Raw genomic sequence first — 16,352 nt, forward strand, 5'->3', positions numbered from 1 at the left:
GGCGATGTTGGGTTTGCGGCTGGATGCGGCGACGGAAAAGCGTTTGGCGCAGCACGCGGCGGAGACGCGCCGGACGCGGAGTGACATCGCGCGGGTGGCGGTGAGGGAATATCTGGACCGACATAGTGAGGATGCCGAATGGGAAAGGCAGTTGGCGACGCTGCGAAAGGCACGGGAAGCGCGCGCTGAAATCGACACCGGCGGCGATGGGACAAAGGCTTGGTTGCGGTCGCTTGATGCCATGGACGGCGGTTATGATTGGGGTCCGAACGGTCCGCCGGCATGAAGCGCGGTGAGCTCGTCATTGTGCGCGAACCGCACAGTCCGACAAGCAAAGCGCGTCCGTGCGTGATCGTTCAGACCAATCGGGCGCTTCCCGACCGTAGCTATCTGACCATTTGTCCGCTGACCACCCAACTGAGTGACAGTTCGCTGTTCCGTGTTCATGTCCTTCCGTCGGATTCAAATGGCTTGAAGCGACCATCTGATGTCGAAGTGGACCTGATCTATTCCGTGGCGGTGGCCCATATCGGGCCCACGATCGGGATGCTTGACCGATCCACAATGGTGCAGGTGGATGCCGCATTGCGACGTTGGCTGGAACTGTAACGGCGGTTGCCTCTGCCGGGCGGCCCGGCTATCGCCCGCGCCATACATTCGTATGCGGAGCTTTCGATGACCATGACCCCTGCCGTGCGCGCCATTCTTGCCAATTATGAAAGCGACAATCCGGGAACACGCGCCAACCTGGCGCGGATGCTGATGCAGGGCCGGCTGGGCGGCACGGGGAAGATGGTGATCCTGCCGGTGGATCAGGGGTTCGAACATGGGCCGGCGCGCAGCTTTGCCGTCAACCCCGCCGGCTACGACCCGCACTATCATTTCCAGCTGGCGATCGACGCGGGGCTGTCCGCCTATGCCGCGCCGCTCGGGATGCTGGAGGCCGGCGCCGCGACCTTCGCCGGGCAGATCCCTACCATCCTGAAGGTGAACAGCTCGAACAGCTGGGCAACAGGGGTAAACCAGGCGCTGACCGGCGGGGTGGATGACGCACTGCGGCTGGGCTGCTCGGCGATCGGCTTCACCATCTATCCGGGGGCGGACGACTGCTTCGACATGATGGAAGAGATCAAGGAGATGTCGGCCGAGGCGAAGTCGGTAGGCCTGGCGACGGTGATCTGGAGCTATCCGCGCGGCGGCAAGCTGAGCAAGGAAGGCGAGCTGGCGCTGGATGTGGGCGCCTATGCGGCGCATATGGCAGCACTGTTGGGGGCGCATATCATCAAGGTGAAGCTGCCCAGCGATCATATCGAGCAGAAGGACGCGAAGAAGGCGTATGAAGGCTTTGACAGCAGCACCCAGGCGAAGCGGGTGGCGCATGTGGTGCAGAGCTGCTTCAACGGCCGGCGGATCGTGGTGTTCAGTGGCGGCGCGACCAAGGGCGCAGACGCGGTGTATCAGGACGCGCGGGACATTCGTGATGGCGGCGGCAATGGCAGCATCATCGGCCGCAACAGCTTCCAGCGGCCGCGGGACGAGGCGCTGGCGCTGCTGGACAAGATCGTGCGGATCTATCTGGGGCAGGAATAGAATTGGCCGAAACTAAACCCGAACGGCGTTCAAGCCATCAAACGCAGTGGGCAGCGCAGTTTGCGGTAGCGAGTGAGCTGTGCAAACGCGGATATGAAGTTGCTCTAACGATGGGCAATCACCCTACAAAGGATTTAATGGTTTCAAGCCCGAACGGGGTTAATTTTGGCATTGATGTAAAAGGCCTATATAAGAGAAATTACTGGACAGTAAAAAAGAAACCGGACAGAAATGACATATTTTATGTATTGGCATTTATGCCCAACGATGAAAAAAATCGTTTTTTTGTTTTATCGCAAACGGAGGCCAATGAGGGGTTAAACCAAGAATCAATAAGGGCAGCAGCGGCAGCCGAGAAAAGGGGTGTTACCGGTTATCGCGAAAAGTTTCCTGGAATTTCTTGGAGATTTGCCGAAAAATACGAAAACTTCTGGGATAAACTTCCCAAATGAACATCAACGAAACATCATTTGATTTCGAACCCGGCCCGGACTTTGCCGAGCGGTTTCGAGCCGAGCGGCGGCCGGCGTGTCAGCTTTATCTGATCTCGCCGCCGGCATTCGACCTCGCTACGCATTCCGAGGCACTGCGCGCAGCGCTGGGGGCGGGGTCGGTCGCGGCCTATCAGTTGCGGATGAAGGGTGTGGCTGATGCCGATGTTCTCGCGGCGGCGGCGGTGTTGCAACCGATCTGCGCGGCGGCGGAGGTGGCGTTCATCGTCAACGACCGGGCTGATCTTGCCGCGGCCTGTGGCGCCGACGGCGTGCATCTGGGGCAGGGGGATGGCAGCGTGGCGGATGCGCGCGCGCTGCTGGGGCGGGAAGCGCAGATTGGCGTGACCTGCCATGCCAGCCGCGACCTGGCGTTCGAGGCGGGGGAGGCCGGCGCGGATTATGTGGCGTTCGGGGCCTTTTACCCGACGACGACCAAGCCCAGCGAGCACCGGCCGGAGCCGGCGATCCTGAGCTGGTGGACGACGATCAGCCAGCTGCCCTGTGTTGCCATCGGCGGGATCACGCCGGCGAACGCGGCGCCGCTGGTGGCGGCCGGCGCCGATTTCCTGGCGGTCAGCGCGGGCGTGTGGAATGGCGACCCGGCGGCGAATGTGCGGGCGTTCGCGGCGGTGATGGCGGGGTAGCTATTTCTCGCTGACGGCGGTGCGGTCGGCGATGCGGTTGATGACATCCGGCACCAGTCGTTCGGAAAAGCCGGCGAGGAAGGCGAAAATGAACATGCGCAGCAGGTCGGCGCTGCCGCAGAAGCCCATCAGCCGGCCAATGTCTCCCATCTGGGTGGTGGCGGCGAGCGCCGGGCAGTTGTCGACCGCGGGGAAGACGCCGCCCGACAGGCCGAGCGCCGAGGCCATGCCGCTGGCGAACAGGACATAGAGCAACAGCGCGAAGACGCCGGCGGACAGCATGGCGACGTCGATGCCGCGCTGGCCGGTCAGCAGCCCACCGATGGTGAACACGGGGTCGGTGCCCATGACGTTCGAATCAACGGCTTTCTGGAAGCGCTGCGTGACGCTGACGATGGAACCGAGATAGCCGAGCGCGAAGATCACCGAGAGCACGCCGCCGAGCTTCAGGATCGTATCGCCGAGGTCGGTGTGGCCGGCGAAGCCAAAGCCGAGGCGGACGAGCGCGGTGACGACGAAGGCCGCGAACAGGGCGGCCAGCACGCGGCGCACCCGCAGGATGAGCGCGGTCTTCTGCCGGGTGACCGCCATCTCCCGCGCCATGTTCATCATATATTGCGCGTGGATATAGTTCATCAGGCCGATGGTGTCGGCGGTCATCTCGTCCGTCCAGGTGAGCGACAGGGCAACGGGTTGGGTGGACTCGCGGGCGGTCACGGCACCCGGCGCGGCGACGCGGGCGAAGCGTTCGCGGGTTGCCTGGGCGGAGGCGAGCTTGTTGGCGGGGTCGGAAGCGCGGAAATAGGCAAGCTCGACCTGCATCAGCCGTGAAAAGGCGTCGCTGGTGCTGCCGTCGCCCTCGGCGGACGTGATGGCGTCATCGATCTCGGCCGCCATTGCCTCGGCACCGGCGGCGGGCGGGGAGCCGACAAGGCGGGTGCGCAACGCCAGGCCATAGGCGCGGATCACCTGCGAATAGCTGCGCTCGATCTCGTCGGCGTGGATGTCCTTCCAGCCGATGCCGATCAGGATGAAGCCCCAGATGATCTTCAGCGTCGATGCCTGCTCCGCCATGACCGCCGCCTCCCCAAGGGCAGGATGCGACGCCTCGGCGGCTGTGGCAAGCCATTGCGCTGTGCAAGCTATTGCAGGGTGACGCTGTCCTCCGGACCCTGCGCGAAGGTCATCAGCGTGGTCAGCGTGGCGGTCCTGGCTGCGAGCGTGGGGGCCTCGACCAGCGCCTGGCGCTCGACGCTGTCGAACGGGCAGACGGTGGCGAGCGTATTGACCAGCGATTCATCGTCGGCGCTGGAAATCGCCTCCCAGTCGGCGCTGAGGCCCTGATTGTCGAGATAGCTGCGCAGCGTGTCCTCGAGCGCGGCGCGGGCGGTGGCGGCGAGCGGTGCCGGGGGTGACCAGTCGGCGGCGAAGTCCGCATAATCCGGTTGAACCTGGCGATAGGGGGTGGTGACGGACAGCTCGGCGCGCACGCGAAAGCGCATCAGGCCGGTAAGGGCGATCAGGAAACGGCCGTCACCGGTTTCCGAAAATTGCGTGATGCGGCCGACGCCACCAATGCCGAACAGGTCCGGCCGCTCGCCGCGCCAGTCGCCGCGCGGCTGCACGATGCCGATGATCCGGTCGCCGGCCATGGCATCGCGCACCATGGCGAGGTAGCGCGGTTCGAAGATATTGAGCGGCAGCAGCGCGCGCGGCAGCAGGATCGCCCCGCCCAGGGGAAACACCGGCAGCGTCGCGGGCAGGTCGGCGGCGCTGCTGGGGGGCGTCATGCGAACAGGATCGCCGAGAGTTTGCGGCGGGTGGCGACCGTCCAGGGATCGCCCATGCCCACAGCCTCGAACAATTGCAGCAGTTTGGCGCGCGCGGCGCCCTCGTTCCAGCCACGGTCGGCGGCGATGCTGGCGAGCAGATGGTCGGCGGCGGCGTCGTTCTGCCCCTTTGCCATCAGGGCGGTGGCAAGATCGAGCCGGGCCTGGTGGTTGGCGGGGTCCGCGGCGACAGCGGCCTGGAGCGTCGCGGTTTCCGAATCGGGAACGGCGGTCTCTGCGAGCGCCAGCGCGGCGCGCGCCTGGTTGACGGCGGCATCCTTGCTGTCCGTGGGAAGGGTGGCAAGCGTTGAGCGGGCCGCGTCCACATGGCCCAGCGCCAGCAGCGCACGGGCATAGCCGGCGACGATATCGGCGCGGTCCGGCAGTTCCTGGACAAGAGCGCCGAAGGCTTCTGCGGCGAGTTCGGCATCCCCGGCGGCGAGGGCCTCGCTGGCGGCGGCGACCATGGCTTCGAGGTCGGCCTGCGCATCGGTGGGGGGGAGGGTGCTGAGCAGCTTTTGGATAAAGGCGATGACGTCTTTTTCCGAGCGGGCACCGGCAAAGCCGTCGACCGGCTGGCCACGCACGAAGGCATAGACGGTGGGGACCGACTGGATGCGGAATTGCTCGGCGAGCAGGCGGTTCTGGTCAATATCGACGACCACCTGCGACAGGCGGGGATCGCCGGCAGCGGCGATGGCGCGATCGATGATGGGGGCGAGCGTCTTGCAGGGACCGCACCATTCGGCGGTAAAGCGGACGAGGACGATGCCGGTCATGGATTTTTCGACCACGTCGCGGCGGAAGGCTTCGATCGAGGCGCGTTCGGCGGGACTGATGGAAAGGCTGGCCACTGGCGATGCTCCGTTTGTCGCGCGCCGATATGGGGCAGGCTGAAAGGAATGGAAAGGGCTTGCCTTTGTCGGGCGGCTTGGTTAGTGCCGCGCTTCCGGCGACGGATGCGGGCGTAGCTCAGGGGTAGAGCGCAACCTTGCCAAGGTTGAAGTCGAGGGTTCGAATCCCTTCGCCCGCTCCAGTGCGCCAGCGTGCGCTGTTTACGCCAAGCGACGCTTCCGGCAAAGCTGGGAAAGGGCGTGGAAGCATCTAGGAAGCCGTTGCAAGGGTTGCGATCGCCTGAAGACGAACAGGGGACGAAAACTAACCCATGAATTGCAGCAGGTTAGGCTGAACGATCTTCTGTGAAGCATTGATCTGCTCACGCGCGGAAATGCTTCCTATGTGCTTTCCGCTGCCAAAATGCTGCACCGTCTTGATGGTTTGCAAAGAGGGGCAGATGTCTCGCGGTCGGCAAGACGCCCGACCGGCTGTCGAGAAGCGACCAGATGGTCTCGCCGGCGCCTATTGGAAGCGAACTGGTTGCTCGACGCCCCGCCCTCTGTCGCCCGGACATGTCGGAATGCTGCGCCAGCACCGTGCGACGTTGTGGCTGTGCGAATCTGTGATAGCAAGCAGGCATGAACTCGGAACAGGTTTTAGTTGTTAAGCGTTTCATGCGTTGGGTGACGAAAGCTACTGGCGACATTCCCGCTTTCAGCGACATCGAACCGATCCGCTCCGAGCTGTTCGGGCTTGAGCGTCTTGCCGATCATGCGCGATCGCTTGCCCGTGAACGGCGGCAAGAACGGATGGCGCCGGCGTCGACCACCTTACTCGATCGTCTCAACGCCAATGCCCGCTCGCTTGCCGCCTGCTATGCGGCGACCGTGAAAATGACGGCTCAGGGCAGACCCATCGCACCCGCCGCAGAATGGCTGATCGACAATTTCCACTTGGTCGAAAAGCAGATCCGGAAAATCCGTGACGACATGCCGCCCGATTATTATCGCCAGCTTCCCAAGGTAGCGAACGGGCCGTTGGCGACGTTGCCACGGGCCTTCGAACTGGCGTGGGCTTATGTGGCGCACAGTGACAGCCATTTCGAGCGCGATCGCTTCCAGCATTTTGTCGCTGCATATCAGCGCTCCTATGCGCTCACCATCGGCGAGCTGTGGGCGATGGCGATCATGCTGCAGCTGGTGCTGGTCGAGAATCTCCGGCGGCTGGCCGACGAGGGAATCGCGGACGAGCGCGAGCGGCAGGAAGCCGACAACCTGGCAATCGAGGTGCTTGCCGCACCAGACCCGGCGCGGGCGGTAGCGCGGCTTTCAGCCTCGATCAGCGAAGTGCGGCCCATCCTTCACTCGCAGCTCGCCCTTCGCCTGCGTTTCGACGACCCGCTTGCGGTCGAAAGCCGCCGCTGGCTGGATCAGCACGCGCAGGCAGCCGGGACGTCGCTCGCGGCGCTCGATGCCCAGGCACAACAGCGCTTCGTGGCCGCGACCACGTCGGTTCGCAATGTAATCATGTCCATCCGGATGGTCGCCGAGGCGGATTGGGGCGCCTTTGTCGAGGCGGTCAGCCTGTCCGACCGCCTGCTGGCCGCGGGCAGCGATTTCGCCGCCATGGATTTCGCGACCCGCAATCTTTACCGCAACGCAATCGAGGAACTGGCGCGCGGATCGGACTGTAGCGAAGATCGGGTTGCCGAAATTGCACTGAAGCTGAGCGCACAGGACGCCAGCCGCAACCGCAGCGATCGCGATCCGGGCTATTGGCTGCTGCGCGATGGCCGGGCTGCGCTGGAAGCCGAGATCGGGTTCGTGCCGGGGCTTACGGCCAGACTGCAGCGTTTGCTCCGGCAGGGCAGACTTGGCCTGTATATCGGGCTGATCGCTCTGCTTGCAGTGGTGACGCTCAGCATCGTCTTTGCCCTGACGGGGGCGGCCGAAACGCATTGGGCGTTCGGCCTGTTGTTGCTCGGCGTGGGAGCCGTGATCACGCTCGAGACGTCCACGGCGCTGGTCAATCGCGCCTATGCGATGATCCTGCCGCCGCAGCTGGTGCCCGCGATGGCGCTTGAGGGCGGGATTCCGCCGGAGCTTCGCACGCTTGTCGTCGTGCCGGTGCTGATCGGGGACGCAGCCCAGCTGAAGGCTGCGATCACCGACCTTGAGGTGCTGCACCTGGGTGCCCGGGAACCCGAGGTCTTCTATGCCCTGCTGTCGGATTTCGCCGATGCGGCCTCCGAGCATCTGGCCGGCGAGGATGCGTTGCTGACGCTCGCCGGCGAGCAGCTATCTGCGATCAATGCACGGCATGCCGGGACCGGCGACACGCCCCGCTTTTTTCTGCTCCATCGCCGACGGCTCTGGAATGCGCGTGAGGGCGTGTGGATGGGGTGGGAGCGCAAGCGTGGCAAGCTGGAGGAACTGAACCGATTGCTGCGCGGCGGCGAGGGCACCAGTTACGAGCGGGATGGCGCCCCCCCTGCTGTCCCGGCCGGTGTCCGTTATGTTGTCACGCTGGACCAGGACACGCGGCTTCCCCCCGGCACCATCCGACGGCTGGTCGGCAAGATGGCCCATCCGGTAAACCGGCCACGCTTCGACATTGCGCTGCGGCGGGTGGTGGGCGGCCATGGGGTGATGCAGCCGCGCGTCACGACGGCGCTGCCATTGGGCCGCGGCCAGTCCGTTTTCGAGCGGTTGACGGGCGGACCCGCGGGAACGGACCCCTATGCCGCGGCCGCATCCGATCTCTATCAGGATCTGCTGGGCGAAGGGTCGTTCACCGGCAAGGGCATCTACGAAGTCGACAGTTTCATGGCGGCCCTCCATGGGCGGGTGCCGGAAAACCGGCTGCTCAGCCACGATCTGTTCGAAGGCAGTTTTGCCCGCGCGGCGCTCGTCTCGGACATCGAGGTCGTGGAGGATGTGCCTGTCCGCTACGATGCAGCCGCGCGGCGCATGCACCGATGGGTGCGGGGGGACTGGCAGCTCCTCCCCTGGCTGCTTGCGCACGGCAAGGGCGGAGTGCCCTTCGAAGGCCGCGCCAAGATGCTCGACAATCTGCGCCGGTCGGTCGTGGCGCCCGCCGCGTTCACGGCGCTGGTGGCCGGCTGGTTCCTGCCGCCGTTCGCCGCGGCGCCCTGGATGCTGGCGATCCTTGTGCTGATGGCGGTGTCTCCGATGCTCGGCGTGCCGTCGCTGCTGTTGGCGGCCATCCCCCGCAACGTTCCGCTTCGCCTTCACCTGCGCGATGTCGCCGAGGATGTGGCGCTGGCGCTTGCGTCCGGCGCGCTGATGCTGCTGACGCTGGCCGACCAGGCGGTGCGGATGGTCGATGCCATCGTCCGGACGCTGTGGCGCCTTGCCGTGAGCGGCCGACACCTCCTGGAATGGCAGACGGCGGCGCAGGCCGCGCGTGCGCCGGCGCCGACGGGGCCGGCGCTTGCACGATGGATGGCGACCTCCCTGCTGCTGGTGGCGACGCTTGCCGGACTTGCGCTTTGGCTCGGCGCCAGGCCGTGGCTCGTTCTGCCGCTTGCGCTGCTGTGGCTCTCGGCGCCGCTGGTGCTCGCCATGCTCGGTCGGCCGGCGCCGCTTGCCTCGGCAGCGCGGCTGTCCCCCGGCGATCGCGCGGCGCTGGAGGAGATCGCGCGCGAAAGCTGGGGCTATTTCGCAACCTATGCCACTGCCGAGCACAATCACCTGCCGCCCGACAATGTCCAGTTCGAGCCTGTGCTGAAGGTGGCCGACCGCACCTCGCCGACCAACATCGGCCTTTACCTGCTTGCCGTCGCGACCGCGCACGACCGCGGCTGGATCGACCGATCGGAAGCGCTCGAGCGTCTGGGCGGCACCTTTGACACGCTGGCCCGCATGACCCGCCATCGCGGGCATCTCTTCAACTGGTACGACACGCGCAGCCTGCAGGTGCTGGAGCCGCCTTATGTCTCCACCGTCGACAGCGGCAATTTCGCTGGTCACCTGATTGCGCTCGCCAATCTGCTCGATGCCTGGGACGCGCCGGAGGCAGCCCGGCTTGCAGCGCATGCGCGCGCCGAAGTTGCTGGCATGCCCTTCGACTTCCTGGTCGATCCCGAGCGCCGCTTGTTGTCGATCGGCTGGTCCGTGACCGACAGCCGGCGCGATGAGAGTTGTTATGATCTGCTCGCCTCGGAAGCGCGGCTGGCGAGCCTTGTTGCCATCGCGCGGGGGGACATTTCGGCAAAGCACTGGGCTCGTCTTGGGCGCAGCGCCACGCGGGTCGGTCGCTTTTCGGTCCTGATTTCCTGGTCGGGATCGATGTTCGAATATCTGATGCCCTCGCTGGTGATGCGTGCGGCCGATTGCAGCCTGCTCGAACGGTCCAACCGCGCCATGCTGACCTTGCAGCGCGCCCATGGCGAGGCGGGCCAGATCCCTTGGGGGGTATCGGAATCGGGGTTCAATGCGCGCGATCGCGAGCTGAACTATCAGTATGGCCCGTTCGGGGTTCCGGGACTTGGGCTGAAGCGCGGCCTTTCGGGCAATCTGGTGATTGCGCCCTATGCAACCGCGCTGGCCGCAATGGTCGACGCGCGCGCCGCACTTGCCAACTTCGAGGCGCTGGAGCGGCTCGGCGCGCGGGGCACCCACGGCTTCTACGAGGCGCTGGACTTCACGCCACAGCGGCTCGCCGAAGGCCAGCGCTTCGCGATCGTCCGCAGCCATATGGCGCACCACCAGGGCATGGCGATGCTCGCGCTGGTGAATGTGCTCGACGGGGCTCGGCTGCGCGACGCCTTCCACGCCGAGCCGATGGTTGCGGCTGTGGACCTGCTGCTGCAGGAGCGCCCGCCCCGCGGAGTGGGCACCTTCGAGCCTCGCGAGGAAGAGCGCAGCCATGCCTATCGCAGCCTGGCGCCGCAATCCCCCACCGTCCGCCGCTACGGGCCGCATCCCGGACGGTATCCGGCGCTCCACCTGCTGGCGTCCGGCAGCTACGGGCTCATCGTGACCGACTCGGGCGGCGGCACCAGCAGCTGGCGCGGGCTCGCGCTCAATCGCTGGCGACCGGATCCTGTGGTCACCGGCCACGGGCAGTTTCTCTACTGTGTCGATCACACCGCCGGGCTCACCTGGTCCGCCACCCGCGCGCCGCTGGGCGCCGACGAAGCAACAGGCTACTCGGCGCAGTTCGGAGACGGGCGCGCCGAGTTTCATCGCCGCGACGGCCGCATCTCGACCTCGACCGACATTCTGGTCGCACCGGATGGCGAGGGCGAGGTCCGGCGCGTGACCCTGTCAAGCCAGTCCTCGCGCGCGCACGCCGTCGATGTTGCATCCTTCATGGAGCTGGCAATGGCCCAGCCGGGCGCCGATCTCGCGCACCCGGCCTTCTCGAAGCTGTTCATCGAAACCGAGGTTCGGCCCGGGCCGGTGCTGATCGCCCGCCGCCGCCCGAGATCGCCCGACGAGCCACCGGTTCACATGGCCCATTTCGCCGTTGTGGAAGGTGCGGTCCGCGAACCGGCGGACTGGGACACGGATCGCGGCAGCATCATCGGTCGCGGGCGCGGCATTGCCAATCCTGCGATGCTGGACGACCCGATGGCGGGCAATGCGGGCACCGTGATCGATCCGGCCTTTGCGCTCAGGGTGCGGCTGACGGTGCCGCCTGGTGGCCGCGTACGCGTGGCCTTCTGGACAGTCGTGGCGCCCGATCCCGCGACGCTTGACGAGATTATCGACCGCCACGCCAGCCCTGATGCCTTCGATCGCGCCGAAGTTGCCGCCTGGACTCGCGTGCAGGTCGAACGCCGCTATCTGGGCCTCGATACCGGCGAACGGGCCGATTTCCAGCGCCTGGCCCGTCATGTGCTGTTCGGCGGCCATCTGGCGCCGGACGCGGCGCTGGTCGAAGCTCATGCGGGGCCGCAATCGTCGCTATGGGTGCACGGTATTTCCGGGGACCGCCCGATCCTTCTCGTCCGCCTCGATGACCCCCGCGATCTGCCTGTGGCGGCCGAACTGCTGCGGGCGTTCGAGTTTTTCCGTGGCCGGTTGTTCGACGTGGATCTGGTCATCCTGAACGAGCGCCGCGCCTCGTACATCCAGGATCTTCAGGCTGCGATCGACGCGGCGGTCGCTGCCACCATCGGCCGGATGGGAGGCAGCCATGGCCGGCTCTTTGCGCTCAGAGGCGATCTGATGTCCGAAGAGCAGCGGCTGCAGCTTGTCGCGGCCGCCAGGGTCGACATCGACGCCCGGCGCGGGCGGCTGCGTCGCCAGCTCGACGGGCGGTCAGCCGCCGCGCCACGCCCGGTCGCACCGCTCCCACCTGCGGCGCCCCAACGGCCCGGACGCGCTGCGGCCGCACCACCGCCGGAATCGGCGCTCCTGCTGTTCAATGGAATCGGGGGCTTCGCGCCCGATGGCCAGTCCTATGTGATTGCGGGCAGGACGCCCGCCCCGTGGCTCAATGTACTCGCGAATCCCCATTTCGGCTGTCATGTATCCGCCGACGCGACTGGCGCCATCTGGGCCGGCAACGCCCGCGAGAACCAGCTGACGCCCTGGTCGAACGATCCCGTCGGGGACCCAGGCGGCGACACGCTCTATCTCCGCGACGCTGCCTCGCGTTTGACCTGGTCGGCTTCCGCATGGCCCTGCGGCGCTCCGGGTGGGCGCACCACGGTCCACGGTTTCGGTTTCACGCGCCAGCTGCTGAGCGCGCACGACATCGACACGGACCTGCTGCTGTTCGTTCCGCCGGACGATCCTGTCCGGATCGCGCGGCTGACACTGCGCAACACCGGCACCCGCACCCGCATGCTCGACGTGACGGGCTATGCAGAATGGGTACTGGGACCGAACCGGACCAAAACCGCGCGGCACCTGGTCACGTCGATCTGCCCGGAGACCGGCGCCATCCTGGCGCGCAACCCGTTTGCGACGGAGAATTCGGGCCAGGTTGCTTTCGCGGACCTTGGCGGGGCGCAGACCAGTTTCACCGCCGATCGCACCAGCTTCCTGGGGCCCGACGGAGACCCTTCCCGCCCGGCGGCGCTAGCCAGCCCCGGACCGCTTTCCGGCGGGATCGGTGCCGGCCTGGACCCCTGTGCCGCCCTGCAGGGGCGCGTCGTGCTTGCGCCAGGCCAGTCCGCGGAGCTGCTGTGGCTGATCGGCACCGCGTCCGACGGAGCAGAGGTCAGCCGCATCGTGCGCCGCTGGCGTGATGCCGATCTTGACGCGGCGCTTGCTGCCACCCGGGCCCAATGGAACGACATCCTGGGGCAGGTGCAGGTGGAGACGCCAGATCCGGCCTTCAACTTGATGATGAACGGCTGGCTGCTGCACCAGGTGGTTGCGGGACGCTTGTGGGGCCGGGCCGGCTTTTACCAGGCCAGCGGCGCCTATGGTTTCCGCGACCAGCTGCAGGACGGCGGCGCCCTGCTGCTGGCGCGACCGGATATGGCGCGCCCGCACCTGCTGCGGGCAGCCGGACGGCAGTTTCCGGAGGGCGATGTGCAGCATTGGTGGCTGCCGGAAAGCGGCCGGGGCGTGCGCACCCGCATTTCCGACGATACCGGATGGCTGGCGCTGTCGGTCGCGGACTATGTTGATGCGACAGGCGACGCCACGCTGCTGGACGAGCCACTGCCCTTCCTGACCGGGCCGACGCTGGAACCCGGGATCCACGACAGCTTCTTTCTGCCGGGAACGAGCACGGAACAGGCGCCGCTGTTCGAGCATTGCGCCCGTGCGCTTGATCGGGCGCTGTCGCTGATCGGCGACAACGGGCTGCCGCTGATCGGCACCGGCGATTGGAACGATGGGATGAACCGCGTCGGCGAGCATGGCCGGGGCACGAGTGTGTGGCTGGCGTGGCACCTGATCCATGCGGTCGACCGCTTCGCCCCGCTCGCCGATGCGCGCGCGCCCGAAAAGGCGGCCGACTGGCGCGACCGCACGGCCCGAATCCGCGAAGCGGTCGCAAGAGAGGCCTGGGACGGCGAATGGTACCGGCGCGCCACCTACGACGATGGCAGCTGGCTCGGGACCCGGGAGTCCGCCGAATGCCGTATCGATGCAATCGCGCAGAGCTGGGCGGTGATCTCGGGCGCTGCCGCACCGGAGCGCGCGCGCGCTGCCATGGCGTCGCTGGATCGCCATCTCGTGGACCGCGACGCCGGGATCCTGCGCCTGTTCGCGCCGCCATTCGATCGGGGAGCCCGCGATCCGGGCTATATCAAGGGTTATCCCCCCGGTTTGCGCGAAAATGGCGGCCAGTACAGCCACGGCGCCATGTGGGCGATCATCGCCAAGGCGACCTTGGGTGACATCGATGGCGCCCTCGCGCTGTTCGATCTTGTGAACCCGGTGAACCATGCGCTGACCCCGGAAGCGGCGGCGCGCTATCGGGTCGAGCCTTATGCTGTTGCGGCCGACATCTATTCGGTGGAACCGCATGTAGGACGCGGCGGCTGGACCTGGTACACTGGCGCGGCCGGGTGGATGTATCGCGCCGGGATCGGTTCGATCATCGGGCTGTCCCGATCCGGGCACCAATTCCAGCTCAGGCCGGCACTGCCCTCCGGCTGGGACAGGATCGGAATCGTCATGCGGTCGGCCGGGGGCGGGCATCGGATCACTGTGCAACGGGTGCCTGGCTTGCGCACGCAGCGGGCGACGCGAAACGGGGAGACACTGGAAGCCGCAGGCGGCGCGTTTCGGTGGAGCATGGAGGCCGGGCAACATGAAATCATTGTCAACCTGCCCGGCGCGCCCTGAAGACGGCGGATTACGTCTCGCACGAACCTGGCGGATTACCGCCTCAATCATCTTCTCACCGCTTATTGGCTGCGCAAATTGATGTATCGCCGGGTGCGGAAGCACGGGTTGCCCATGTGGGAAGCATATAGGAAGCCATTGAAAGCAAGCCGTGGCGAAGCGGATCGTACCATGGCGCAGGCCAAGCCGCTGTAAAAAAGAGAGAAGAAATGCTCTGGCGTAAGTTCGGCTACCGCCATCCATGCCTTGCCAAGGTTGAAGTCGAGGGTTCGAATCGCTTCATCCGCTCCAGTTTCTCTTGGAATATCAAGGAATTGGAAGTCGCGGCAGCGCAATCGAGCCATTACTTGGCGCGATCGGGGTGGTCGCGTAATGGCGACGTAATGTCTCGGGAGCGTATTTTGGCGTAGAATGTCGCATTTTGTCGCCTTGCAACGCCCACGCTGCAGCAAGAATGGTTTTGATCTTTGCGGATCCGGGATTGAATGAGGCGGCTGGCGCTAAGGCGCTAGCATCAGATCTCTCGTCAGAATTGCCCTGATGGGCATGCCGGCACGCACCGTGATTGTCGGCCTTCGAGACAATTCGCGCTCGACGATCTGCCTGCCCGTGCGGCTGATGCTGTCGGATGCACCGTCGCGGAGGGCGCGGGCGATGTCGCTTTCGTCTCCGGAAGTGCCGGACTGGGCGCCGATGCTGAGAATGGTCGAGATCAGGGCGGCCTTTGCGGTCCTGCCCCAGTGATTGTCGACCTTGTCGCTCAGGCCGGGCTGACCTGTCGCGTCGGCGGCGGGCATGCGGCCTAGATCGATGGACCGGCCGTCGGGCAGTAGAAGCCGGGTCCAGACCAGGAGCAGCCGGGTCTGGCCGGCGGCCAGTTCGCTGTCGTAGGTGCCGATCAGACGGGCACCTTGCGGGATCAGGATCTTCGAGTACCTGAAGCTGTCCTGGACAGGCTCGGTAACCTGCGCGATAACAAGACCGGGCAGATCCGACTGGATGCCGGTGACCAGGGCCGCCGGAATAATGGTTCCGGCGCGCAAGATGTTCCGGCCGGCGGATGGCAGAGTGCTGGGTGGCCCGCTGGCCAAGGCCACGAATGGTTCCGGCTGGGTTTTCTCAGCCGAACCTGCCTCACCTGATCCGCGTGGCTCATTCGTCGTCATTGATGGCGCATCAGCCGCCGGTGGCGATGCAGCGCTGCCGCTTCCAAAGAAGAGGCCGGAGGTTCTGGCCGCGATCCGTGCCTGTTGTTCCGGGGTCTGACCTGCCGGACGCAAGTATGGCGGCGCGCCATCGTTCGAATAGGGTCCCAGCCAGTGCGGCGCCTCCGACGGCAAGCCCGGTACCGACGGCCGCGCCGGCACCCAGTTGCGGGCCGCCTGCAACGATGCCGTTGGCAATGCCCGGGCCGAAGATGCCAAGCGCCAGCAGGGATAGCGACGCCAGCACGACGGCCGAGGCCTCGTCGATTGTCGGCACCGGCCCGGCAAACGCACCGGTGAACTCGCTGAACAGCGTCGAGCCGATACCGACGATGACCGCCAGCACCAGCACCTTGATCCCCGACGAGATGACATTGCCCAGCACCCGCTCGGCCATGAAGGCGGTCTTGCCGAACAGGCCGAACGGCACGAGCACGAACCCGGCGAGCGTCGTCAGTTTGAACTCGATCAGCGCCACGAACAGCTGGATGGCCAGCACGAAGAACGACAGCAGGATCACCGCCCACGCGGTCAGCAGGATGGCGATCTGGGCGAAGTTGTCGAAGAAGGAGGCGAAGCCCATCAGCTCGCCGACCGCGTCGAGGATGGGACGCCCGGCCTCCAGCCCGACCTCCGCGATCCGGCCCGGCCGCAGGAAGTCCGCCATCGCCATCGGCGTGCCGGACGCCATCAGCCCGAGCCCGGCGAAGCTCTCGAACACGATCCTCGCCAGCATGTTCCAGTTGCCGATGACATAGGCGAACACGCCGACGAAAAGCGTCTTCTTGACCAGCCGGGCAATGATGTCCTCATCGGCCCCCCAGACCCAGAACAGGGCTGCGAGCGTGACATCGATGACGATGAGCGTCGCCGCGAGCCACGCGACCTCGCCCCCCACCAGCCCGAACCCGCTGTCGATGTAGCGGGTGAAGGTGTCGAGGAACCGGTCGATGACGCCGATGTCCTGCATGGC

At 66.0% G+C, this 16,352-nt stretch carries 11 protein-coding genes, 1 tRNA gene and 1 pseudogene; 7 read left to right on the plus strand and 6 right to left on the minus strand.

All coding sequences use genetic code 11. The annotated features are described in order from the left end of the window. The first annotated feature begins 4 nt into the window (after window positions 1-4). The 5 genes from H3309_RS04610 (at window position 5) to thiE (ending at window position 2,728) form a co-directional block, all read left to right on the plus strand. A complete protein-coding gene (locus H3309_RS04610; RefSeq protein WP_182297591.1) occupies window positions 5-286 on the plus strand; it encodes a ribbon-helix-helix protein, CopG family in 282 nt (93 codons plus the stop codon). Continuing rightward, on the plus strand, window positions 283-609 hold the full coding sequence (locus tag H3309_RS04615; RefSeq protein WP_182297592.1) for a type II toxin-antitoxin system PemK/MazF family toxin: 327 nt from the start codon (window positions 283-285) through the stop codon (window positions 607-609). The genes H3309_RS04610 and H3309_RS04615 overlap by 4 nt, the downstream gene beginning before the upstream one ends. A gap of 66 nt (window positions 610-675) precedes the next feature. Next, the gene (locus tag H3309_RS04620) at window positions 676-1,590 is read left to right on the plus strand and encodes a class I fructose-bisphosphate aldolase (RefSeq protein WP_182297593.1); all 915 of its coding nucleotides are present in this window, start codon (window positions 676-678) and stop codon (window positions 1,588-1,590) included. Window positions 1,591-1,592: 2 nt separating this feature from the next. Continuing rightward, window positions 1,593-2,042, plus strand: a complete 450-nt coding sequence (locus H3309_RS04625; RefSeq protein WP_182297594.1) for a hypothetical protein — start codon at window positions 1,593-1,595, stop codon at window positions 2,040-2,042. Further along, on the plus strand, window positions 2,039-2,728 hold the full coding sequence (thiE, locus tag H3309_RS04630) for a thiamine phosphate synthase (RefSeq protein WP_182297595.1): 690 nt from the start codon (window positions 2,039-2,041) through the stop codon (window positions 2,726-2,728). The genes H3309_RS04625 and thiE overlap by 4 nt, the downstream gene beginning before the upstream one ends. Here the strand turns inward: thiE and H3309_RS04635 are convergent, their stop codons facing one another. The 3 genes from H3309_RS04635 to H3309_RS04645 all read right to left on the minus strand — a co-directional run bounded on the left by H3309_RS04635 (window position 2,729) and on the right by H3309_RS04645 (window position 5,411). Beyond that, window positions 2,729-3,802: a hypothetical protein gene (locus H3309_RS04635; protein WP_182297596.1), complete on the minus strand. Its 1,074-nt coding sequence runs from the start codon at window positions 3,800-3,802 to the stop codon at window positions 2,729-2,731. Window positions 3,803-3,870: 68 nt separating this feature from the next. Beyond that, window positions 3,871-4,518 (minus strand): LON peptidase substrate-binding domain-containing protein, encoded by a 648-nt coding sequence (locus H3309_RS04640; protein ID WP_182297597.1) that lies wholly within the window; start codon window positions 4,516-4,518, stop codon window positions 3,871-3,873. After that, window positions 4,515-5,411, minus strand: coding sequence for a tetratricopeptide repeat protein (locus H3309_RS04645; protein WP_182297598.1), 897 nt, complete (start codon window positions 5,409-5,411; stop codon window positions 4,515-4,517). The genes H3309_RS04640 and H3309_RS04645 overlap by 4 nt, the downstream gene beginning before the upstream one ends. A 107-nt stretch (window positions 5,412-5,518) precedes the next feature. On the opposite strand from H3309_RS04645, the gene H3309_RS04650 reads away from it, so the two are divergent. Both H3309_RS04650 and H3309_RS04655 read left to right on the plus strand, forming a co-directional pair. Then, window positions 5,519-5,593 (plus strand) — tRNA-Gly (locus H3309_RS04650). A 475-nt stretch (window positions 5,594-6,068) separates the two neighbouring features. Next, on the plus strand, window positions 6,069-14,174 hold the full coding sequence (locus tag H3309_RS04655) for a GH36-type glycosyl hydrolase domain-containing protein (protein ID WP_207791558.1): 8,106 nt from the start codon (window positions 6,069-6,071) through the stop codon (window positions 14,172-14,174). A 62-nt stretch (window positions 14,175-14,236) separates the two neighbouring features. On the opposite strand, the gene H3309_RS04660 is transcribed toward H3309_RS04655, so the two are convergent. From H3309_RS04660 to trbL, 3 genes and pseudogenes are all read right to left on the minus strand, one after another. Then, window positions 14,237-14,518 carry a hypothetical protein gene (locus H3309_RS04660; protein ID WP_182297600.1) on the minus strand — a complete coding sequence of 94 codons (282 nt, stop codon included), beginning with the start codon at window positions 14,516-14,518 and terminating at the stop codon, window positions 14,237-14,239. A 156-nt stretch (window positions 14,519-14,674) separates the two neighbouring features. Further along, window positions 14,675-15,217, minus strand: a complete 543-nt coding sequence (locus tag H3309_RS04665; RefSeq protein ID WP_207791559.1) for a TrbI/VirB10 family protein — start codon at window positions 15,215-15,217, stop codon at window positions 14,675-14,677. A gap of 217 nt (window positions 15,218-15,434) precedes the next feature. After that, a pseudogene (gene trbL, locus H3309_RS04670) lies at window positions 15,435-16,349 on the minus strand (P-type conjugative transfer protein TrbL); the annotation flags it as partial. Window positions 16,350-16,352: the final 3 nt, after the last annotated feature.

Source organism: Sandaracinobacteroides saxicola (genome assembly GCF_014117445.1).
GTDB lineage: Bacteria > Pseudomonadota > Alphaproteobacteria > Sphingomonadales > Sphingomonadaceae > Sandaracinobacteroides_A > Sandaracinobacteroides_A saxicola.

What these genes read in the sequence shown, in the direction of transcription:
- H3309_RS04660 (WP_182297600.1), bottom strand. Translation starts at nt 14,518, where the DNA reads ATGGCTCGATTGCGCTGCCGCGACTTCCAATTCCTTGATATTCCAAGA.
- H3309_RS04640 (WP_182297597.1), bottom strand. Translation starts at nt 4,518, where the DNA reads ATGACGCCCCCCAGCAGCGCCGCCGACCTGCCCGCGACGCTGCCGGTG.
- H3309_RS04635 (WP_182297596.1), bottom strand. Translation starts at nt 3,802, where the DNA reads ATGGCGGAGCAGGCATCGACGCTGAAGATCATCTGGGGCTTCATCCTG.
- thiE (WP_182297595.1), top strand. Translation starts at nt 2,039, where the DNA reads ATGAACATCAACGAAACATCATTTGATTTCGAACCCGGCCCGGACTTT.
- H3309_RS04615 (WP_182297592.1), top strand. Translation starts at nt 283, where the DNA reads ATGAAGCGCGGTGAGCTCGTCATTGTGCGCGAACCGCACAGTCCGACA.
- H3309_RS04620 (WP_182297593.1), top strand. Translation starts at nt 676, where the DNA reads ATGACCATGACCCCTGCCGTGCGCGCCATTCTTGCCAATTATGAAAGC.
- H3309_RS04655 (WP_207791558.1), top strand. Translation starts at nt 6,069, where the DNA reads ATGCGTTGGGTGACGAAAGCTACTGGCGACATTCCCGCTTTCAGCGAC.
- H3309_RS04610 (WP_182297591.1), top strand. Translation starts at nt 5, where the DNA reads ATGTTGGGTTTGCGGCTGGATGCGGCGACGGAAAAGCGTTTGGCGCAG.